The organism is Ruegeria sp. AN6 (assembly GCF_056540425.1).
In genome coordinates, this window is record NZ_JBQFWR010000011.1 from 38,641 (window position 1) to 60,260 (window position 21,620).

At 52.5% G+C, this 21,620-nt stretch carries 16 protein-coding genes and 1 pseudogene; 5 read left to right on the forward strand and 12 right to left on the reverse strand.

Annotated elements, in window-relative coordinates:
* Positions 1–281 precede the first annotated feature (281 nt).
* The 4 genes from ACR0MQ_RS16405 (at position 282) to ggt (ending at position 6,883) form a co-directional block, all read left to right on the forward strand.
* Positions 282–3,074, forward strand: coding sequence for a bifunctional aconitate hydratase 2/2-methylisocitrate dehydratase (locus ACR0MQ_RS16405; RefSeq protein WP_170775528.1), 2,793 nt, complete (start codon positions 282–284; stop codon positions 3,072–3,074).
* A 13-nt stretch (positions 3,075–3,087) separates the two neighbouring features.
* Positions 3,088–3,390 carry an aminotransferase class V-fold PLP-dependent enzyme gene (locus ACR0MQ_RS16410; RefSeq protein ID WP_480609586.1) on the forward strand — a complete coding sequence of 101 codons (303 nt, stop codon included), beginning with the start codon at positions 3,088–3,090 and terminating at the stop codon, positions 3,388–3,390.
* Positions 3,391–3,620: 230 nt separating this feature from the next.
* Positions 3,621–4,778 (forward strand): aminotransferase, encoded by a 1,158-nt coding sequence (locus ACR0MQ_RS16415; RefSeq protein WP_480609411.1) that lies wholly within the window; start codon positions 3,621–3,623, stop codon positions 4,776–4,778.
* A gap of 287 nt (positions 4,779–5,065) precedes the next feature.
* Positions 5,066–6,883, forward strand: a complete 1,818-nt coding sequence (ggt, locus tag ACR0MQ_RS16420; protein ID WP_480609414.1) for a gamma-glutamyltransferase — start codon at positions 5,066–5,068, stop codon at positions 6,881–6,883.
* Between the two features lie 96 nt (positions 6,884–6,979).
* Here the strand turns inward: ggt and ACR0MQ_RS16425 are convergent, their stop codons facing one another.
* Positions 6,980–7,312 (reverse strand): winged helix-turn-helix domain-containing protein, encoded by a 333-nt coding sequence (locus tag ACR0MQ_RS16425; protein WP_170543803.1) that lies wholly within the window; start codon positions 7,310–7,312, stop codon positions 6,980–6,982.
* Between the two features lie 147 nt (positions 7,313–7,459).
* On the opposite strand from ACR0MQ_RS16425, the pseudogene ACR0MQ_RS16430 reads away from it, so the two are divergent.
* Positions 7,460–8,347, forward strand: a pseudogene (locus ACR0MQ_RS16430) (permease).
* 222 nt (positions 8,348–8,569) lie between these two features.
* On the opposite strand, the gene ACR0MQ_RS16435 reads toward ACR0MQ_RS16430, so the two are convergent.
* The 11 genes from ACR0MQ_RS16435 to ACR0MQ_RS16485 form a co-directional block, all read right to left on the reverse strand.
* Positions 8,570–9,568, reverse strand: a complete 999-nt coding sequence (locus ACR0MQ_RS16435) for an ABC transporter ATP-binding protein (RefSeq protein WP_480609419.1) — start codon at positions 9,566–9,568, stop codon at positions 8,570–8,572.
* 4 nt (positions 9,569–9,572) lie between these two features.
* Positions 9,573–10,559, reverse strand: a complete 987-nt coding sequence (locus ACR0MQ_RS16440; protein ID WP_170775536.1) for an ABC transporter ATP-binding protein — start codon at positions 10,557–10,559, stop codon at positions 9,573–9,575.
* Complete coding sequence (locus tag ACR0MQ_RS16445) at positions 10,556–11,698, reverse strand: ABC transporter permease (RefSeq protein ID WP_170775538.1); 1,143 nt, start codon at positions 11,696–11,698, stop codon at positions 10,556–10,558. The genes ACR0MQ_RS16440 and ACR0MQ_RS16445 overlap by 4 nt, the downstream gene beginning before the upstream one ends.
* A 5-nt stretch (positions 11,699–11,703) precedes the next feature.
* Entirely contained in the window at positions 11,704–12,708 is a 1,005-nt protein-coding gene (locus tag ACR0MQ_RS16450; protein WP_010443435.1) for an ABC transporter permease, read from the reverse strand.
* Positions 12,709–12,780: 72 nt separating this feature from the next.
* Positions 12,781–14,820, reverse strand: a complete 2,040-nt coding sequence (locus tag ACR0MQ_RS16455) for an ABC transporter substrate-binding protein (RefSeq protein WP_170775540.1) — start codon at positions 14,818–14,820, stop codon at positions 12,781–12,783.
* Positions 14,821–14,849: 29 nt separating this feature from the next.
* Positions 14,850–15,695 carry a DeoR/GlpR family DNA-binding transcription regulator gene (locus ACR0MQ_RS16460; protein ID WP_170775541.1) on the reverse strand — a complete coding sequence of 282 codons (846 nt, stop codon included), beginning with the start codon at positions 15,693–15,695 and terminating at the stop codon, positions 14,850–14,852.
* A gap of 176 nt (positions 15,696–15,871) precedes the next feature.
* Positions 15,872–16,711, reverse strand: coding sequence for an EamA family transporter (locus tag ACR0MQ_RS16465; RefSeq protein WP_170543787.1), 840 nt, complete (start codon positions 16,709–16,711; stop codon positions 15,872–15,874).
* A 10-nt stretch (positions 16,712–16,721) separates the two neighbouring features.
* On the reverse strand, positions 16,722–17,867 hold the full coding sequence (locus ACR0MQ_RS16470; protein WP_170775543.1) for an iron-containing alcohol dehydrogenase: 1,146 nt from the start codon (positions 17,865–17,867) through the stop codon (positions 16,722–16,724).
* Between the two features lie 65 nt (positions 17,868–17,932).
* Entirely contained in the window at positions 17,933–19,315 is a 1,383-nt protein-coding gene (locus ACR0MQ_RS16475; RefSeq protein WP_170775545.1) for an aldehyde dehydrogenase family protein, read from the reverse strand.
* Between the two features lie 89 nt (positions 19,316–19,404).
* The gene (locus ACR0MQ_RS16480) at positions 19,405–20,766 is read right to left on the reverse strand and encodes a glutamine synthetase family protein (protein ID WP_170775547.1); all 1,362 of its coding nucleotides are present in this window, start codon (positions 20,764–20,766) and stop codon (positions 19,405–19,407) included.
* Entirely contained in the window at positions 20,751–21,512 is a 762-nt protein-coding gene (locus ACR0MQ_RS16485) for an N-formylglutamate amidohydrolase (RefSeq protein WP_480609428.1), read from the reverse strand. Before ACR0MQ_RS16485 ends, ACR0MQ_RS16480 begins: the two co-directional genes overlap by 16 nt.
* Between the last annotated feature and the right edge of the window lie 108 nt (positions 21,513–21,620).

A 21,620-nucleotide genomic window follows, 5' to 3' on the forward strand; every position in this document is an offset into this window, starting at 1 on the left:
TTAACGGCAGGTAACTTTGACTAATCGCAGTTAGAAAAGGGTTGTCTCTATGGCTTTAAGAATTTCGCCCACCTTCTCATTTCCCATTCCCTGCAATCTTGAAACTTAGAGGGAATGCACCGGGATTCGAGATGGCCTAAAGGATTTTCATGTAATATGCGGCAATCCGGCGCTTGAACTCCGTCAATCTAATGTATACGAAAGTATACTATACTGATCCAGCGACAATTATGCCGCCGCGAATATCGCCCCATAGCATGCCAGAGATGCGGAAAAATAACATGAGCCTCTACAACGACTACTTGACCGAGATCGAAGACCGCAAGCAACAGGGTCTCAGCCCCAAGCCCATCGATGACGGTGCACTGACCCGCGAAGTTATCGACCATATCAGGGACACCGGCAGTGCGCACCGCGATGATTGCCTGCACCACTTTATCTATAACACCCTGCCCGGCACCACGAGCGCCGCAGGTGAAAAAGCGCGCTTTTTGAAAGAGATCATTCTGGGCACTGTTGAGGTCGAAGAAATCAAGCCAGCTTTCGCCTATGAGCTATTGAGCCACATGAAAGGCGGCCCGTCGGTCGAAGTGTTGCTTGACCTTGCACTGGGGGCTGACGAAGAGACAGCGCGCGATGCGGCTGAGGTGCTCAAGACTCAGGTCTTTCTTTACGAGGCCGATACAGATCGCATCAAGTTGGCCTATGAGGCAGGCAATGCCATAGCTTCAGACCTTCTGGACAGCTACGCCAAGGCAGAGTTCTTTACCAAGCTTCCTGAGGTCGACGAAGAAATCAAAGTTGTCACCTATGTGGCGGCCGAAGGCGATATCTCAACCGACCTTCTAAGCCCAGGCAATCAGGCACATTCCCGCGCTGATCGCGAGCTGCACGGCAAATGTCTGATTTCGGAAGACGCTCAAAAAGAAATTGAGGCACTGAAACTTAAGCATCCAGATGCACGTGTCATGCTGGTCGCTGAAAAAGGCACGATGGGCGTCGGATCATCGCGCATGTCTGGGGTTAACAACGTCGCCCTTTGGACCGGCAAACAAGCAAGCCCGTATGTTCCGTTTGTCAACGTTGCTCCGGTCGTGGCGGGAACGAATGGCATCTCCCCCATTTTCCTGACCACGGTAGGCGTGACCGGTGGGATCGGTGTGGACCTTAAGAACTGGGTCAGAAAGACGGACGAAGACGGCAAACCGATCCTGAACAATGACGGCAACCCGGTGCTGGAACAGAAATACTCGGTTGCGACCGGAACCGTTCTGACAATCAACACAAAGCAAAAGAAACTATTTAGCGAAGATGGCAGCGATAAACTGGTCGATATGGCCGGATCATTCACACCGCAAAAGATGGAGTTCATGAAGGCTGGTGGGTCTTATGCCATCGTGTTTGGCAAAAAACTGCAGACTTTCGCCGCAGAAACTCTGGGGATCAAAGCACCGCAGGTCTTTGCGCCTTCGAAGGAAATCAGCGTCGAGGATCAAGGTCTGACCGCAGTTGAAAAAATCTTTAACGCAAACGCACTGGGGTTAGCACCCGACAAGGTGCTGCACGCAGGATCTGACGTGCGGGTGCGAGTAAACATCGTTGGCAGTCAGGACACAACCGGACCAATGACGGCACAAGAACTTGAGGCCATGGCCGCTACGGTCCTTTCTCCTTCGGTCGACGGGGCCTATCAGTCGGGCTGCCACACTGCTTCAGTCTGGGACGCCAAAGCGCAGGCCAATACTCCCAAATTGATGGCCTTCATGCACAAATTCGGCTTGATAACCGGCCGTGATCCAAAGGGCGTCTATCACGCGATGACAGACGTTATCCACAAGGTTCTCAACGACATTACTGTTGACGATTGGGCAATCATCATTGGTGGTGACAGTCATACCCGGATGTCCAAAGGTGTCGCCTTTGGCGCGGACTCTGGCACCGTGGCGCTAGCTCTGGCGACAGGTGAGGCCACCATGCCAATCCCTGAATCTGTAAAGGTGACCTTTAAGGGCAAGATGGCCGCTCACATGGACTTTCGCGACGTGGTTCATGCGACACAGGCGCAGATGCTGGCACAACACGGTGATAACGTGTTCCAGGGTCGGATTATCGAAGTGCATATTGGAACGCTGTTGGCGGATCAGGCCTTTACTTTCACCGACTGGACTGCGGAAATGAAAGCCAAAGCTTCGATCTGCATATCCAACGACGAGATCTTGATCGAGTCACTTGAAATTGCCAAATCGCGCATCAAGATCATGATCGAAAAGGGCATGGAGAACGATGCCCGGATGCTCAACAGCTTGATCGAGATCGCGGACAAGCGCATCGAGCAGATCAGGTCGGGCGAGAAACCCGCGTTGACACCCGATGAAAATGCCAATTACGCTGCCGAAGTCATTGTCGATCTGGATGAAATCGTTGAACCAATGATCGCGGACCCCGACGTCAACAATGCGGATGTCTCAAAGCGTTACACCCACGACACCATCCGCCCGATTTCATTCTATCGCGCAGAAAAGAAAGTGGACCTTGGGTTTGTTGGGTCATGCATGGTGCACAAGGGTGATATCAAGATCGTCGCTCAGATGTTGCGCAATCTCGAGGCTGATCAGGGCGATGTCACATTTAAGGCTCCGTTGGTAGTGGCCGCTCCGACCTACAATATTGTTGATGAATTGAAGGAAGAGGGCGACTGGGAAATTCTGCAGAAGTACTGCGGATTCGAGTTCGACGATGCTGCGCCTAAGGTCCAGGCCCGTACCGAATACGAAAACATCCTTTATCTTGAACGTCCGGGCTGCAACCTTTGCATGGGCAATCAGGAAAAAGCAGCCAAAGGGGATACGGTTCTAGCCACATCGACACGCCTGTTCCAAGGCCGGGTGGTTGCGGATTCCGAAACCAAAAAGGGTGAATCCTTGTTGGGCTCAACTCCTGTTGTTGTCCTATCGGCAATTCTGGGACGTACACCAACGCTGGATGAATACAAAACAGCGGTTGAAGGCATCGATCTGACCAAGTTCGCACCTCCAATCCAGAAGCCCTTGGCTGGTCTGTCCGTACATTTCTAGATCGGCAATCAACATCGGAAAGACGGTGGAAGATACAGGGGCGTTGACCTTTGTAGATGCGGTGCAATTTGCGCCGCATCACTTGGTCGACGTTAAAGAATTGGGCTATGATTTTCTGGCCTTCTCCTCGTACAAGTTTTTCAGACCGCATTTGGGTATCGTCTGGGGACGTCTGGCATTATTGACTTCGCTTTTCCCCTACAAGGGGCGGTGCGTGTCGGATGCAAACCCGAACCGATATGCGATGGGCACCCCTCAATACGACGTGCTGGTGGGCCTGTCGGCGACTGTACGCTATTTTGAGGAAATCGGTTGAGCCATTGGAGCCAGCGGCGGAGATAAGGATCGCAAGGGTTGACCATGGATGATCGTCGGATCAGAACAGTGGCGATCTGGGTTCACTGCCCTGCGGCAAGGCTCGGTTACCTGACTACACCATGTCAGTATATTTCCGTTCAGTCGGCTTGGGCCTTGAGGGCATCGCCATGGCTTTTGGCATCTGTAAGCTTCCTCAGGCGCAAGGACTGAGCAACAGGGAGAGATGAGATGAAAATCAAGCCTTTTGGCGTTGAGATCTGGATGAATGAATTCGAAAACCATTGCGAGTTCAATCTGGCCGAAACCTGTGTTGCATCTCTGACAATCGAGCAGCTTTTGGAATTGTCTGGCAAGAACTCCGACGTTCTAGATGACCTCAAACCAATGAAGCTGACCTATGGCGCGATCGAAGGGTCTGACCGATTGCGTGATGCGATTACGACGCTTTATGAACGGCAAGAGCGCCAAAATATTGTCGTCACACACGGGGCGATTGGGGCTAATGCGCTGGTCCATGAATCGCTGGTCGAACCGGGCGATCACGTGATCTCGGTCCGGCCAACCTATCAACAGCATTATTCGATCCCCGAGAGTTATGGCGCCACAGTTGATATCCTTCACCTGCGGCCGGAAAACGGCTTTTTGCCCGATCTCGATGAGTTCGCCGCATTAATCCGACCAGACACAAAGTTGATCGCAATCAACAACCCCAACAATCCGACCGGCGCATTGATGGATGCCGGCTACCTGGAGCAATTCATTGAGATTGCCCGGCGCAGTCAGGCCTATGTGCTGTGCGACGAGGTGTATCGTGGCACCAGCCAAACCGGTGACGGTTTCTGCCCCGCGATAGCGGACCTCTATGAACAAGGTATCAGCGTGGCCGGTATGTCCAAGACCTTTTCGCTGGCAGGATTGAGACTGGGTTGGATCGCAGCGGCAACGGAGGTGCTGGAGGCGGTCTCCATCCATCGCGATTACAACACGATCAGCGTTGGAATGCTTGACGATTATTTCGCCGCCCTCGCGCTGGAAAACAAATCCCGCATTCTGGAGCGCAGCCACCGCATTACCCGCGGAAACCTAAAAATCCTTGATGATTGGGTATCGAATGAACCCAGGATTTCTTATGTCAAGCCACAGGCGGGCACCACCGCGTTGCTTAAATACGATTTCGATATGTCGTCTCGCGAATTCTGTGTCTCATTGCTGGAAGAAACTGGGGTGATGTTCACACCTGGCTCAGTTCTGCATATGGAGGGTTGGTTACGTATCGGTTACGCCAACAACCCTGAAATTCTCAAGACCGGTCTTGAAAAGGTCAGCGGCTATCTGAGGCGGCTCGAAGAGAGAGGCGCTCCATTCGCCACAGAAACCATCACTTGAACGGGCTAACCCAAGAAAAACTCTGGAATGCCATCCAGATCCACCCACGTTTTCTGTCTGCATCTTCTTCTTTAAGTTGACCAGACGGTTCTTCAAAGAACTGTGCAGAAGGCCTCGTTCAAAGCCCCGCACGTTTTTCGAATAGCCCCGGGCCCGTGTGTAATCGCCACATTGAATTTGTTGCGTTGTCTTTTGCATCAGTATCATTACGGTGATCGTATTTCTTGATTGGTTCGCACCTTTTTGCCCAACTGTTTGTTTTAAAGTGTTCTTGGAGGAACCCAACAATGAATACCAAACCGAAGCAAAAGCGCGGTCTAACAGCCTCTGCTGTAATTCTGAGTGCGCTGTTGAACAGTACTGCCTTCGCCCAACAGACCACAGATGCGGTCGCACCCGAAGCAGCCACCGCCGGTGCACTGGATAAACTGTCAGAGCGTGCTGAAGCCGCCTTGGTTAAGCGCGATACTGGGCAGCCCGTTGTCGCTTCAGACTGGATGGTCTCGGCAGCGAACCCGTTGGCTGTAGAGGCTGGCGCTCGTGTTTTGTCAGAAGGCGGAACTGCAGCGGACGCCATGGTCGCCGTACAATCTGTACTTGGATTGGTAGAACCTCAGTCTTCGGGGCTGGGAGGTGGTGCATTTCTTGTCTGGTTTGATGCCGAAACTGGTGAACTGACCACATTGGATGGCCGCGAAACCGCTCCAATTGAAGTGAACCCACGCCTGTTTCAGGATGCCGACGGCGAAAAACGGGGGTTCTATGACGCGGCCATCGGTGGCATCTCGGTCGGCGTGCCAGGCACCCCTGCCCTTATGGAAGACGCACATCGCCGCTGGGGCAGCGCAAACTGGCCCTCATTGTTTGAGGATGCAATAGACTTGGCCGAAAACGGGTTCACAGTTACGCCCCGCCTTGCAGGTATGATCGAGTGGGATGCTGAGCGACTCAGTCAAGTGCCGTCAACAGCCGCATATTTCATGCCCGATGGCGCAGCACTACAGGTTGGCGATCATCTGCAGAACCAGGCCTACGGGCAAACTCTACGTAGTTTTGCGGTCGAAGGGGCCGATGCATTTTATACGGGTGAAATTGCCGAGGATATTGTGGCAACAGTGCGTGGAGCCGTACGCAACCCAGGGGTTCTTAGCATGCTGGATATGGCAAACTACCGTGTGGTGGAAAGACCTGCGGTCTGCGCGACATATCGGAGCTTTGAGGTCTGTGGTATGGGACCGCCATCATCGGGGGGCCTAAGTGTCGGGCAAATCCTCGGCCATTTGCAACCTTATGATATTGCCGCAATGGGCCCCGAAAGCCCAGAGGCATGGCGTCTGATCGGGGATTCCTCGCGGCTCGCTTTTGCTGATCGTGGGCGGTATATCGCAGACAGCGATTTTGTTCCAGTTCCGGTTGGTGGCCTGCTGGACGAAACCTACCTGAAAGACCGTGCATCTTTACTAGAAGGCCCAGCGGCGCTGGATACCGTCTCACCTGGACAACCCGAGTTCGACCACGCGCTGCTTTGGGCCGACAATATCGATATGTCGATGCCCTCCACATCTCATATTTCAATCGTAGATCGCTATGGAAATGTGTTGTCGATGACCACGACCATCGAAACAGGTTTTGGTTCACATTTGATGACCAAGGGCGGCTTTCTGATGAACAACGAATTGACCGATTTCTCGTTTGCCACACATAGTGATGGTGTCCCGATTGCAAATGCAGTTGCGCCGGGAAAACGACCAAGATCATCGATGGCACCGACGATTGTAATGCAGGACGGAGAGCCGGTTCTAGCGGTTGGATCTCCGGGCGGGTCACGGATCATCGGTTATGTGGCACAGGCTATTATTTCCGTATTGGACTGGGACATGGATGTCCAAAGCGCCGCAGCCGCTCCTCATCTGATCAATCGGTTTGGCACATATGATCTCGAAGAAGGGACGGATGCCGAATCCCTGGCTCCGGCGCTGGAAGAAATGGGATTTGAAACCAACAGCCGCGCACTGACCAGTGGATTGCATATGATCAAAATCAGTCCTACCGGATTGGAGGGCGGCGCAGATCCGCGTCGCGAGGGCATCGCATTGGGCGAGTAATCGCACCTATAATGCAGAGACGGAAAGGCGGCTGATCAACAGCCGCCTTATTAAATCGGACTATCGACTGTCAAAAACACATCCCTGCGGCGGCACTCAATCGGTAGGCGGCGCCTTAAAAACCGGTCGGTTTGGGTCGCCCCCTTGATCAGCGCAACATTCGTCCTGAAGAAATTCGATCACTTCCCACAGGCGATTATATTGCGGCACACAACGGAGAATACGCCCTTCACGCTCTTGCGTTATCAAACCCGCGCTAACCAAGCTTGCGATATGATGGGTCATGGATGAATGCGGAATGTCCAGATCTTCCCTGAGAACCCCCACTGGTAGACCTTCGTATCCTGATTTCACCAACCTTTTGAATATCTTAATTCTGTGGCTGTGGCCGAGTTCTTTCAACACTTTGGCAGCATCATCTATCTGCATTCTCACCTCACAATCTCAATATTGCGATATTACCCGTAATACCTTGACACAAGTTTGAATTGCTATTATTTCGATATTTCTGGTAATATACTAGAGCACGACATCATGTCCCAATCAACCCTGACTGCTGTGCAGGAAACACTCAGTATGTTCACCTTCCTCGCGGTTGAACTGACATTGCTTTTTCTGATCATCAGCTATGGCGTCGGCCTTCTGCAGGCTTATGTCTCGCCCGCGCGCATTCAAGCCATGCTCAGTTCACGCAATGGTCGTGGCTATGTAATTTCAGCTATGTTGGGTGCAGTAACCCAATTCTGCTCATGCTCCACCATCCCATTTCTGAAAGGACTGCTCAGAGCACGGGCTGGATTTGGGCCGATGATGGTCTTTTTATTCTCCAGCCCTTTGTTGAACCCTATCATCATCGGTTTGTTCACTGTCACGTTCGGCCTCAAAGTGACCCTGGTCTATTTTGTGATCGCCCTCGGCGTTTCGATATTCGCCGGTTTCGCACTCGAAAAACTTGGCTTTGAACGCTTTGTAGAGCCCGCCGCATATGAGGCCCCAGCCCCATCCGCTGGATGTGGGGCAAGCCGATCGGCCGAGATCAAACCCAACAGCCAATGGGGGCGGGTATGGAAAAGCACCTGAAAAGATTTCAAAACCGTACTGCCCTATTTGTTAGTCGGTATATTAATCGGATCCATGATTTACGGTTTCCTGCCCACCGATCTGATCACGAAGTATGCCGGGAACGATAATCTGCTAGCGATCCCGATATCCGCCGTAATTGGCATCCCGCTTTACATTCATGCAGAGGCGGTCATCCCGCTGAGTGCCGCCCTTGCTGCCAAAGGCATGTCTTTGGGTGCTGTAATGGCGCTGATCATCGGTAGCGCTGGGGCAAGCCTAACCAAAGTCATCCTGCTACGTTCTATCTTCAAACTGCCCATGATCGCGGCTTTTCTATTTGTCATTCTGTCCATGGCGATGATTGCAGGTTTCTTCTACGCTTTCACACCGTTGGGCAGCTAGACTTTCGAAAAGTGGACTATTCGAGGTAGTACAGGCAACTACTACTGACTGGCCCAATTAAGCCGCTAATGCATGATCTTACCCTCTGAGCCATCAGCCCAATGACGGGATTCAGCTTAACGGCAAGAGGGTAATATCTTGGCGCAAAGCCCTAATTCGAAGGCGGACCAATTGAAAAAGGATCTTTTTTCTATAGCTTAACGGGACGCAATCCAACTTAACTTAGACTGCGGTCTGAAGTTCCTGCCAGCGGTGACAGGAAACGGAATGGCCGGCTTCGCATATCTCCATCTCAGGCTCTTTCTGTTTACACAGGTCTGTCGCAAAGGGGCATCGTGTGTGGAACTGACATCCTGTTGGGCGGTTCGTCGGCGACGGAATCTCACCCTCCAACCGCTGCACTTTTCCTTTGTCATCGGGGTCCAGAGAAGGGATCGCCGAGAACAACGCCTTCGTATAAGGATGCCGAGGTGCCTCGAACAACTGCCGCGTCGGGGCACTTTCCATAATCTGACCAAGATACATTACCGCAACATGATCGCAGGTATGTGCGACCACGGACAGGTCGTGGCTGATAAACAGGTAAGTCAGGCCCATTTCATCTTGCAACGACTTAAGCAAATTCAAAATATCGGCCTGAATCGACACGTCCAAAGCCGCGACACTTTCATCTGCAATAACAAACCGAGGTCTGGAAACTAGGGCACGTGCGATCGAAATACGCTGACGCTGTCCGCCGGAAAACGCATGTGGGAAACGGCGCAGGTGTTCGATATTGAGCCGACACATCGCGGCCACTTCGCGAACCCGCTCGTCCACCTCATCGCGCGACTTGCAGAGCCCCATAACTTCAAGAGGTTCAGCGATAATGTCGCGCACCGTCATGCGTGGCGACAACGCTGCGTAGGGATCCTGAAAAATCAACTGTGCCCTTCGACGGTATTCTTTAAGATCTGCTCCGGCCAGTTCTCCAAGGTCATAGTTTACTTCGCCATCATCATAATGTGCTGAACCGCCTGTGATCGGTACCGCGTTCAACAAGGCACGACCAAATGTCGTTTTTCCAGACCCGCTTTCGCCGACCACCCCAAAGAACGACCCCTTTGGAACGTCGAGAGTAACATGATTAACCGCTTTAAGGACCCGCCTATTGAAGAGTTGGCCACCCACCGGGAAACCAACCGAAAGATCGCGTGTTTGGATTAGGTATTCAGAACTCATTCACTTATCCTTCAGCGCACAAGTGACACGCGGTGCGGTGATTTTCGCCCGTATCAGACCATTGCGGCACAACAGTGCGGCAAATGTCGCCTATCACCTTGCCGCAACGGGTGTGAAAGACACATCCCGCAGGCCGTTCCAGAGGTGACGGAATATCTCCTGGGATAGGCATGAGCGGTTTCTCCAGGTCATCCAACTGCGGCAGGGCATCGATCAGACCTTTGGTATAGGGGTGATATGGGTTCCGAATAACTTCGCGCACCGGTCCCTGCTCAATCATCTTGCCCAGATACATCACCGCCACTTTGTCAGCGGTTTGTGCAACGACGCCAAGATCATGAGTGATAAAGATAATCCCCATGCCGAACTCAGCCACGAGGTCTTTCATCAGGTCTATTACTTGCGCCTGAATGGTTACATCCAAGGCCGTCGTGGGCTCATCCGCGATCAGCAGCTTGGGTTTGGTCGATAGGGCCATGGCTATCATCGCCCGTTGCCGCATACCGCCGGACATCTCAAACGCATATTGCCCAAACCGAGTGGATGCGTCAGAGATACCGACCCGGTCCAGCATTTCAATTGATAGCTCTTTAGCCTGTTTCTTGGACAAGTCAGTGTGGATCAACAACTGCTCAACCATCTGGCTGCCGACTGTCATCGCCGGCGCAAAACTGGCCATGGGTTCCTGAAAGATCATCGAGATCGACCCACCCCGAACAATTTCCATATCGCGGGGCCGTTTCAGGCTCATAACATCCACTGGGCCGCTATCAAGGTGCAAGGTAATCCGACTTCCCGGAGAATAGACCGCATTTCCCGGATTAAGCTTCATCAGAGATTTCGCAGTCACGGACTTTCCAGAACCACTTTCCCCTACAAGGCCCATGACTTCGCCGGGCGCCAGTGAGAAAGACACATCATCTACCGCAGTGATCAAACCTTCGTCGGTCTTAAATTGCAGCGTAAGATTTTCGACGTCGATCAGGCTCATTTGCGGGACTCCGAATATGGATCAGCGGCATCACGCAATCCATCACCAACGAAGACGAAAGCCATGACCAGAGCGATGAAGAAAAAGACCGGAATAAAATACCAATGATAGTTCAATAAAACGTCCGCCTTGGTCACGTTCTGGAGCATTACACCCAATGAATTGACCGGATCCTTAAGCCCTAGCCCAATAAAACTGAGAGCCGTCTCCGACAGAACAACATACGGAAACGAGATCACCAGATCGACGATGATATAGCTGGTAAAGCTGGGAAGGAGATGTCGCCGAATAACGTGCCCTGCAGACGCACCGCAAAGTTGAGCCGCCAAAACATATTCCTGATTTCGCTCGGTCAGCAGATGCGTTCGCACCCTTCGCGCCAGCGTCGGCCAACCGACCAATCCCAATATCAGGGTAATAACGAAAAATCGGGTCTCAGCCGACCACTCGGGCGGAATAAAGGCCGCAATAGCCATAAAGAGCGGGATCGAAGGCACCGTCCTGACCGCGTCGGTAATCATCTGGATCACGCTGTCAATCGCGCCACCGTAGTAGCCAGCAATCCCCCCGATCATCAGCGCAAGAACGAATGAGATAACAACGCCCAATGTTCCCACCTGAAGCGACGTCCAGACAGCATGAAGCGTACGTGAGAAGATGTCTTTGCCCGCACTATCAGTTCCGAATAGGTGAACGTATCCTTGCTCCATACCGAACAAATGGATGTTGCCAGGGATAAATCCGAATAGCTTGTAGCTATCGCCCTTTACGAAGAACTCCAAATAGCGGCGTTCATCCTCATTGACCTTCTCAACCCATCTAAAATTTGTCGCCAATGATCGTTCACGTGTCACAGTGTGTAGGAACGGACGTATGGAACAGCCATTCTTGTCGCAGAATTTCGGGATCTGAGGTGCCCCATTCAAGTAATCCTTATCCCGACCAGCGACTGTCGGATCATAGGGTGACAGGAATGGTGCAAATAGACCTGAAAGGATCAACACAACCAGCACTGTAGCGGCAATCATGGCCGCACGTTGTTTTTTGAATCTGGCCCAGATCAGTTGGCGCTGAGAAGCCGTAAAGTAAGCTTCTTTTGCCTTCTGATCGTCAATTTTCGTGGACGTTTTTGCAGACATGGGCGTTACCTCAGAATGCTCTTGCGTACGCGCGGATCAATTACAGCCAACAGGATGTCGGTCGCGAAGTTCAGCGTGACGATGGCAGCTGTCAGCAAGAATATGATCGCACCAGCCAACTGCTGGTCATTCGACCGTGCCAGCGCCTCAAGCAGTAGAGATCCAGCTTCGGTGAGTGTCAGGATCAGGGCCACAATGGGCAGTTCATTGAAGATACGGTTCAGGTCGAAGCCAAGCGAGTTGACGATCGGCCCCAGCGCATGGCGTGCGGGATAGCGCCATAAGAGTCGGCGCCCATATATCCCGCGCGCGGCGGCGGCGGTTACGTAAAGCTTGCCGATCTCGTCCGACATCAGTGCACGAACGGTTTGTAGAGCAAATGCGGTTGCCGACCATCCCAGAATGAAAATCGGCAGCCAGGCATGCTTCAAAAGATCCACAAACTTGGCCCATGACCAAGGCGCTTCACGATATTCAGGGCTGAACAGGCCGGTCAGTGTCTCTCCGAAATACACGGTGGAAAACAACATCACCATTAACGCCAGCAGAAAGTTCGGCATTGCCAGACCCAAATAGCTGACCAGTCGCAGGGAATTGTTGAGGAAAGCGTTCCTTGACGCCGCTGAGATAATGCCAACCGGGATTGCGATCATATATGCCAGTGTCAAAGAGCCCAAGCAGATCCACAAAGAGATCCAAAACTTGTCACCTAGAAGTTGCGCGATATTGACGCGCAAAATGCAGCTATCCCCGAAATCACCACGGAAAGCGCCGCTTAACCAAGTAGCCCAACGTACCAGAAAAGGACGATCAAGCCCCAGCCTTACCCTCTCAGCCTCGATATCAGCCAACGTAATGGCCGAGCCCTGCGTGTTTTTGTAGGCGAGATAGCGTTCAGCACAATCACCTGGCACAAGCTCCATCAGTGTAAAAACGATGAGCGAGACCAACACGAGAGTAACCACAGCCATCACTGCGCGCGTGGCGGCAAAGCGAGCGAATTGGAGCATTTCTTAGTTCCTGGCTAGCATGTGGAAAGGGGCGCTGACGCCCCTAACCGTTGTCTTAGATTGAAACGCCTATCACTCCGACAGCCACCACTGGGCAGGGCGGTACGGATAGGTTCTATAGAACTCGTAGGACTGCGTTTTGAATTCAGTGAAGTTCTGCAGGTTGTTCGAATGATAGATCGGGGCCGGAGCATTAACTGTACCAATGAACAGCATCTCCCCAGTCATGATCTCGACCATCTTCTGCGCAGCGGCGACCGAGGCGTCTGATCCGGGCGCACTGGATTGGTAGGTGTCCAATGCCGCTTTCAGATCAGCAACCCAAGCTGGTGGTTCCACACCATTTTCCCCATTTGAACTGATGTACTCCGCCCACAGCATACCGGTACGCACGTCGAAATACCCGTCAAACGGCGGCACCCAGATTTCACCATCGCCAAGAACCGAACCGGCTGGCTGGCTTTTGAGCCACATGCCCATGTCCAGCGTGTTTGCCGATTGCGCAGCACGGAATTCATCCGAGGTAACCTCTTTGATTGCCGTGTTTACGCCCACATCTTTCCAGTTCTGTGCGATCAGTTCCACCAGTTGAGCCGATGCAGATTGCGTCGAGAACTGCCAGTCCAGCACAAACGGATCACCGTTTGGCAGATCGCGGAAACCGTCTCCGTTCTGATCAACAAGGCCAACTTCATCCAGAAGAGCATTTGCACGTTCCTGATCAAAGTTGATCTCGTAGTTTGACCACTTTTCGTCGATGAAATCCGGACGTGGAGAAAACCCAATATACTGTGTTGGTTCACCAAGACCGAATGCGGTTACCTCATTTAGCTGATTGCGATCCATCGCGACCGACATCGCTGTTCTAAAACGAATGTCATTGAAGATCGCTCTTTTAGCTTCATCCTCAGCAGTAACGTTGAACGTCAGCACCGGGTAGCCAATTGCCGGCTTCACTTCTAAAGTGTAGTTCCCGCTTTCCTGACCTTCCAACAGAACCGGAGCAGATGTCAGGTTTACGCCCTGCGACTTGTAATCCACCTCACCGTTCAACAGTTTAAGGTTCCGCACCTCTTCATCTGGAACATAGGTCTCATCCATCTCAGAGATATAGGGCAGCTGGTTTCCTGCCGTATCCACCTGGAAGAAATATGGGTTCGCAACGTAGTGGCGCCCCTCTGTGCTTTCCTTGACCAGAATGTGGCTTTCCAATGTTGGCATCGCATCCTTGGGCAGACCTGCCAGTTTATCTCCCGCGGTCAGCATCGGAGATGGCGTGTCCATCCAGTCGGAATTACCGTAATAAGCTTTAATCAGCTCATAACCGTTCTCATATCCAAGTGCTTGTGCATTGGCGTCAGCATTTGCATCCAGAGCCGGATGGAACTGTTCAAAGAAATGCTTTGGCTGGAAGGGCTGAACATACGTGAATGAGAACGTCTCGGTCAGACCCGGCTTCGGCGCTGCCAGCGTAAAACGAACGGTAGTATCGTCCAGCGCCTCAACCTTCATCGGTTCACCACCTGCCAGCGCGTAGTCCTTCGCTTCGGCTATAACGTTGGTGTCCATCATCAGGTTATCATACCAAAAGACAACATCTGCAGATGTAAATGGCGCGCCATCCGACCATTTGTGACCTGAACGCAGGTGAACCGTCAGCTCGGTGAATGCATCATTCCATTCCCAGGACTTCGCAACATTGGGCACCAAGGTTTGCAAGTCGTCGGAATAACGGAACAGATTGACGTGGCGCACAGACAAGAAGTCGGATGTACCGCTTTCCGTAGCGTTGGACAGCGCGTCCAGCTGGCCGCCATACTGGCCAATGCTGTCGTAGGGTACGATAACCAGTGGATCAGCTGGCAAACGATCCGCAACTTCTGGTAGGGCTTCGTTGCCTCGGATCATGCCGTTGAGATCTGCGATAGATGGGTTTTCCGAAAATCCAAGCGTACAATTTCCTGCGGACTGGAATTCAGACAGATCAAATTGCTGAGGATATGCCCCATCCGTCAGGCCTTGCATATCTGCCACCGTCGCAGTCGGACAATTTGCCCAGGCAGCACTTCCAAGAGTCGCAAGTGCGGCTCCGGACATCAAAAGCTTCTTCATGATAACCTCCCTAAAGATAGCTCTGTTTCTTAGTTTTCTTCATCTATGACGGCATTGGCATCACCTGCACTTGCGCCATTGCTGGTTCCACCCCCTTCAGAAGCGACGTGGACCCTGACCCCAGCCTCATGCAAAGCCGAACCAAAGTTAGCGGGTGGGGCAATATCTGTGACCAGATCAGTCACTTGATCAAACCGACAAGCGATATTGGCCGCTCGCGCTCCAAATTTTGTGTTGTCCGTTGCGACAATCGTACGGGCGGTGTTGTCCAAAAGCGCGCGTGTCAGCTCGGCCTCCAGCAGATTCGAGGTCAGCACTCCGCCTTTCAGCGACAAGGCATCGGCACCACAGATAATGGCGTCATAGCTATACTGACACGCCAGTTGCTCGGCGGCACGCCCAAAGCTTCCGCGTTCTGAACGGATGACTTCGCCTCCGGCTAGAATGGCGCGCGTACCGTTGTGATCTGCCAAAGATGCGATAACCGACAACGAATTGCTCACTACCAAAAGGTCCTTATGATCGCGGAGCTGTTCTGCAACATGCGTCATGGTCGAGCCTACCGAGACGAATATCACCATTCCGTCTTCGATGATCTGGCTGACCCGATTTGCAATAAGGGTCTTCTCTTTCGCATTATGTTCGAGCGCCCCAGAGAACATTGGCGTATCCTGCGCCCGCGACAGATACGTCCCTCCGTGAACACGTTCGACCATGTTTTCGCGTGCGAGCGCTTTGACAAGACGGCGAACGGTTTCTTCGGACACATCCATGACCTGGGCGATTTGGGTGTTACGTGCAGAGCCGCCCAACCGTGCCAACACGTCAAGAAGCTCCCGCCCTCGATGTGGTATGTTTCCACTATCATCGTTCATTTTTTAACTTCGCCATAATTCCACTTATAAATCCACAAAAAAAGTAATATTTTTGTGACAATTTTGGTTTTTCATAAAAATAAATATCTGATTCAAACATAAACGGTCACGCCATCAACTGCCCAACGGGCGAGGCATTGCGGCACAAAATGATTGTTGAATTACTTCCTGACAGCTCAGGACGCCAAAGCGATCAATGCCACGCCGACTGCCATAATGATTGCAGCCATGATTCGACGGACCGGGTGACCTTCACCAAGCAGCAAATACCCAATTAGAGCCGCAAATATCACGGACGTTTCCCGCAGAGCCGAAACGGCACCAAGAGGCGCGAAGTTTTTTGCATAGAGGACAAGACCGTAGGCCGTCATCGAAACGAATCCACCCGTGAGCCCGATAACCCATGTCTTAGCAGGTAACTTCAACATCGCTCTGCCACGCCTGATACCAACAAAAGCCGCTATGAAAACATGCAACAGAGAGTGCCAAGCCCAGTACCCAAGCGTATTTTCGGACAGGCGCACTCCGACACCATCGACAAGCGAATAGGCTGAAATACACACACCGGTTCCCAGGGCGAATCCCAATGCCGCGCGGCCAACGCCCTGACGTAACGCAGCCCAACTGGATAGCTGAATAGCCCCCGCGATCAGCGCTATGCCCAACCACGCTTGTGCGGGCAGCACCTCACCCACAAAGATCATTGCCCAAAGCGAAACCAATGCAGGCACGATGCCGCGCGCAATCGGGTAAACCACGCTGAGATCGCCATGTTTATATGCTTGACCGAGCATATAAAAATACCCGAAGTGGATCACCGTTGATCCCAACAAATACGGCCAGCTTTCAATGGCTGGAAAAGGCAGATAGGTCACCAAGATCAGGCCCGGGAAAACATGCCCAAGCGCGACCAGCCCCAACGTCACTGTTCGGTCACCGGCTGCCTTAACGATCGTATTCCAAGCGGCATGCAAAACTGCCGCCGCAAGGATAATTATGATGATACCCGTGCTCAAATGACGTGTATCAAATCAGCGCATTAAACAGGTGGCGTAAATTTTCGCGTGTCAGTTCCACTGGATTGCCACCACAAGACGGGTCAGAGATCGCCCCTTCCACAAGCGCATCCATCTTGTCTACAGTTACGCCCATCTCGGACAACTTTCGCGGAATATCAAAACCGTCATTGAAGTCCTGCACAAAGCTCTGAAAGCCCTCAAATCCCCCATCAATACCCAGATAACCGGCCGCCAGATTAAAGCGATCGCGAATGACGTCCGCATTGAACTTGAGAACCTCGGGCATGCACACAGCATTTGTGGTGCCGTGGTGAGTGTTAAAGATCGCGCCGATCGGGTGACTCAAGGCGTGAATAGCACCTAGTCCCTTCTGAAAGGCCGTGGCCCCCATGGCTGCAGCACTCATCATATGGGCCCGTGCCTCAAGGTCCCTACCGTCTGCATAGGCACGCGGCAGATTGTTGATGACAAGGCGCATGCCTTCCAGTGCAATACCCTGACTCATCGGATGGTAATGTGGTGAGGAGTACGCTTCAACACAATGAGCAAAGGCGTCAAGACCGGTGCCAGCCGTAATGAACTTGGGCATGCCAACGGTCAATTCCGGATCACAAATCACAACCGAGGGCAAAACTTTCGGGTGGAAGATGATTTTTTTGACGTGGGTTTGTGAATTCGTGATGATGCTCGCACGGCCAACTTCAGAACCCGTACCCGCAGTGGTTGGTACCGCAATGATGGGCGCAATTACATCGGCATCCGCACGTGTCCACCAATCGCCCACATCTTCAAAATCCCAGATCGGACGCGTTTGATTGGCGTGGAATGCCACCATCTTACCGAGATCGAGACCGGACCCGCCGCCAAATGCAATGACCCCATCATGGCCACCCTCTTTGTAGGCGTTTACACCCGCCGCCAGATTCAACTCTGATGGGTTCGGATCCACATCAGAAAACAAGCCGCGACCAAGACCTTCCGCTTCCAGGATATCGAGCGCGCGTTCCGTGATCGGCAGATTGGCCAGACCTTTATCCGTCACCAATAACGGGCGTTTTATTCCGAGATCCTTGCAGGCACCCGCCAACTCAGAAATGCGCCCAACGCCAAATTTGATCGCGGTCGGGTAAGACCAGTTTCCCGTGATGCTCATTCTCTCACCTATTCAAGTCAAAGGGTGCATGCACCCAACATGTGATGTCTGCGTTGCCACAGAGATTATTTGGTCACCTTTTTCAGGTGATAGCTCTTTGGTCGGGTTAAGTTGTGATAACCAATGACCGACAATCCGCCGCCACGTCCGGTGTTTTTACAACCCGTCCAGCAAAGCCCGGGATCAAGATAATCTGCCCGGTTCAAGAATACCGTGCCTGTCTCGATCCGATCACCTATATGGGCAGCCCGGTCGACGTCCTGCGTCCAAAGACTTGCTGTCAGCCCAAATTCGCTGTCATTCATCAAAGCAACGGCTTCATCGTCTGAAGACACTTTCATGATGCCAACAACTGGGCCAAAACTCTCGTCACGCATGACGCGCATATCATGATTGACGTTTGTCAAAATCTGCGGCGTCAGATACGCGCCACCATCATCTTCGGCAAACAGATCGATATGCGCGACAGCTCCATCTGCCAGAGCCTCTGATATCTGCGCCCGGACTTCTGCAGCAAACCGCAAATTGGCCATTGGCCCGATCGTCGTCTCAGCATCTAAAGGATTGCCAAGCTTGTATCCCTTTACAATCTCGACGGCCTTCTCAACAAATTGATCATAGAGACTTTCATGCACATAGATACGTTCGATGCCGCAACAGCATTGGCCCGAGTTGAACATCGCGCCATCGATCAGGGTATCAACCGCAGCGTCCAGATCGGCATCCTCCATCACATAGCCCGGATCTTTTCCTCCAAGCTCGGTCCCGACCCCAGTAAAGGTTCCTGCGGCAGCTCTCTCCATGGCGATACCACCACCGACAGAACCTGTGAAGTTTACAAAATCAAACGCATTGCCTGCGATCAGATCATTGGTCACATCATGGGTCAGGAAAACATTCTGGAATACGTCTTCCGGCACGCCCGCAGAATGAAATGCTTGCGCCATACGTTCCCCGACAATCAGTGTCTGAGTTGCGTGTTTCAGCAAAACTGCATTGCCCGCAATCAGTGCCGGAGCCACCGTGTTGATCGCGGTCATGAACGGATAATTCCAAGGGGCTACAACAAAAACCACACCGTGCGGAACACGCTTTATATAGCGTTTGAAGGTCGCATCCTCGCCCACTTCGATATCAGCAAGGCTTTCCGGGGCAATAGATGCCATGTGGCTGGCGCGCTCATTGAAGCCACCAAACTCGCCACCATAGCGCACCGGGCGGCCCATCATTTTTGCGATTTCAGGAACGATTTCATCATTCATTGCCCCGACTGCGGCAACCCCTGCCATAACCAAATCGATCCGCTCTTGTAGCGGGCGCGAAGCCCAAACTGCCTGTGCGCCTCGGGCTCGCTCTGCCGCAGCAAAGGCCTCATCCCGCGACAGAGCCACACGTTCTGCAAATACCGACCCGTCAATCGGTGAGATACATTTCAAAACCTGATCCATGCCAGTTCTCCAGATACAGGGATTCCACCCCGTCTATTCAAAGAAAGTCCCATAAACCCAACGAGCGATGTTCCGAGGGCAATACGGAGCTATGCCCGCTCAAATCCGCGCGCGATCTCGTAGTCAGTCACAACACGTTCAAATTCTTCGATCTCCACCTCAGCAGCGCGCACATAGTGGTCGATGGCTTCGTCGCCCAAAGCCGCGCGAAGCATCGTAGATGCGTGTAACGCGTCACGCGCTTCGCGAAGATTACCCGGAATCATCCCGGATTCTCCCTGATATACGTCACCTTTGGTTGGAGCTTGAAGCTCTAGGCCCTGTTCAATACCTGCAATACCTGCGGCAAGCATGCCTGCCATGGCAAGATAGGGGTTCATATCAGAGCCGGGGATCCGGCACTCAATACGAATAGCTTTTGTACCATCGCCACAAAGTCGGTATCCGGCAGTACGATTATCCACCGACCAAATGATGCGGGTCGGTGCAAAAGTACCCTTCATGAACCGTTTGTAGCTATTGATGTAGGGCGCCATGAAGTAGGTGTAATCGGGTGCATACTTCAACAAACCGGCGGTATAGGCCTTCATCACCTCAGACATGCCCAAGCTGTCGCTTGGATCATAGAATGCATTTGAACCTTCTTTCCAAAGCGATTGATGAACGTGAGACGAACTGCCTACCTTGTCATGGTGCCATTTTGGCAGAAATGTCGCTGCATGGCCTTGCTGCCACGCGATTTCTTTGACGGCGTGTTTTGCGATTGTGTGATAAGCCGCCGTGTCCAATGCTGAGGCATACTTGATATTCAGCTCTTCCTGACCGGTCTCTGCTTCACCTTTCGAATTTTCCACCGGAATCCCAGCATTCCACAGATGATTGCGGATCGGGCGCATCACATGTTCTTCTTTGGTGGTTTGGAATATGTGATAATCTTCGTTGTAACCCGATATCGGCGCCAGATCCCGAAACCCGCTTTTGCGGATTTCATCAAAGTTCTTTTCGAAGAGGAAAAACTCGAGCTCGGTCGCCATCTTCGCATCATATCCAAGCGCATTCAGGCGTTTTACCTGTGATTTAAGCATCGCGCGCGGGGAATGAGGGACCTCCTCATGGGTGTGGTGATCAAGAATGTCACACAGCACGAGTGCCGTACCTTCCAGCCACGGTACCGGCCGTAGCGTGGTCAGATCAGGTTTCATAACATAGTCGCCATAGCCCCGCTCCCAGGAAGTCGAAGCGTAGCCATCCGGCGTTCCCATCTCCAGATCAGTTGCCAGCAGGTAATTGCAACAGTGCGTTTCCTCATAAGCACCCGCAACAAAATGCGCCGCGTGGAAACGTTTCCCCATCAAACGTCCCTGCATATCTGCAAAACAGACCAAAACAGTATCGATTGCGCCGTCTTGCACCTTCGCTTGAAGGTCCTCAAAAGTCATCGTTCCGCCCATGACAACTCCTCCAAATGAGCGATTTCCTTTATGGCAGGTTGAAGAAGCGTCAATAGCTCTTCCGTGATCTCCGCCACATCCTCCGGAGAGCGCATCAGATCATTGCGCACTTCGATCATGACATTCGCCAATCCACGGGACTGGGCGTGCAACCTGAGCGAATGTGTAACCCCATCGCCGGGTCCGTAAGGTTCATTCCGTTCTACCCGACGATGCGAAAGTAGAGTTTTCCGCGCCAGCATCGCGTCGGCCAAGCGACTGTCTTCATCATGCAACAGCCCGATTTCGACCGCACGCTTTACGCCGTAAAATATCGGCGTAAAACTGTGTATCGTCACAACCACCGGATCGTTGTTGCGGGCTTCCAAAACGCCTGACACGGCCGCACAGAATGGTTCATAGACAGACTGTATTCTTGCATCGCGCTGTGACTGGTCCAGATTCTGATTTCCCGGAACCTCAATCAGCTCGGACCTTTCCGGTATCGCACTTGGCGCATCCGGTGGACGGTTACAGTCGTAAACCAACCGCGAAACCCGTAACAGTATGGCGGGCGCATCCAGGGCGACACTCAAGGCCAATGTAACTTCACGTGCACCAGAATCCCAAACCGCGTGGCTCAACCTGTCTTTTTCGGCAAGGCCCAACCCGTCATAAGCTTCGGGTATTGTGGAACTTGCATGCTCGCACAACAACACGACACGACCCTTGCCATTCGGATTCAATATCTCAACCGGGTCGATCATGCACCTGCCACCTCCCTGTGCAGATTTGCACCAAGGCTGAACTTTGTGCCACGACACACCATATGAACGACAAAAACCATAAGCATCGCCACGCGCACAAATTCGAAT

What these genes read in the sequence shown, in the direction of transcription:
- ACR0MQ_RS16405 (WP_170775528.1), top strand. Translation starts at nt 282, where the DNA reads ATGAGCCTCTACAACGACTACTTGACCGAGATCGAAGACCGCAAGCAA.
- ACR0MQ_RS16415 (WP_480609411.1), top strand. Translation starts at nt 3,621, where the DNA reads ATGAAAATCAAGCCTTTTGGCGTTGAGATCTGGATGAATGAATTCGAA.
- ggt (WP_480609414.1), top strand. Translation starts at nt 5,066, where the DNA reads ATGAATACCAAACCGAAGCAAAAGCGCGGTCTAACAGCCTCTGCTGTA.
- ACR0MQ_RS16425 (WP_170543803.1), bottom strand. Translation starts at nt 7,312, where the DNA reads ATGCAGATAGATGATGCTGCCAAAGTGTTGAAAGAACTCGGCCACAGC.
- ACR0MQ_RS16435 (WP_480609419.1), bottom strand. Translation starts at nt 9,568, where the DNA reads ATGAGTTCTGAATACCTAATCCAAACACGCGATCTTTCGGTTGGTTTC.
- ACR0MQ_RS16440 (WP_170775536.1), bottom strand. Translation starts at nt 10,559, where the DNA reads ATGAGCCTGATCGACGTCGAAAATCTTACGCTGCAATTTAAGACCGAC.
- ACR0MQ_RS16445 (WP_170775538.1), bottom strand. Translation starts at nt 11,698, where the DNA reads ATGTCTGCAAAAACGTCCACGAAAATTGACGATCAGAAGGCAAAAGAA.
- ACR0MQ_RS16450 (WP_010443435.1), bottom strand. Translation starts at nt 12,708, where the DNA reads ATGCTCCAATTCGCTCGCTTTGCCGCCACGCGCGCAGTGATGGCTGTG.
- ACR0MQ_RS16455 (WP_170775540.1), bottom strand. Translation starts at nt 14,820, where the DNA reads ATGAAGAAGCTTTTGATGTCCGGAGCCGCACTTGCGACTCTTGGAAGT.
- ACR0MQ_RS16460 (WP_170775541.1), bottom strand. Translation starts at nt 15,695, where the DNA reads ATGAACGATGATAGTGGAAACATACCACATCGAGGGCGGGAGCTTCTT.
- ACR0MQ_RS16470 (WP_170775543.1), bottom strand. Translation starts at nt 17,867, where the DNA reads ATGAGCATCACGGGAAACTGGTCTTACCCGACCGCGATCAAATTTGGC.
- ACR0MQ_RS16475 (WP_170775545.1), bottom strand. Translation starts at nt 19,315, where the DNA reads ATGGATCAGGTTTTGAAATGTATCTCACCGATTGACGGGTCGGTATTT.
- ACR0MQ_RS16480 (WP_170775547.1), bottom strand. Translation starts at nt 20,766, where the DNA reads ATGGGCGGAACGATGACTTTTGAGGACCTTCAAGCGAAGGTGCAAGAC.
- ACR0MQ_RS16485 (WP_480609428.1), bottom strand. Translation starts at nt 21,512, where the DNA reads ATGATCGACCCGGTTGAGATATTGAATCCGAATGGCAAGGGTCGTGTC.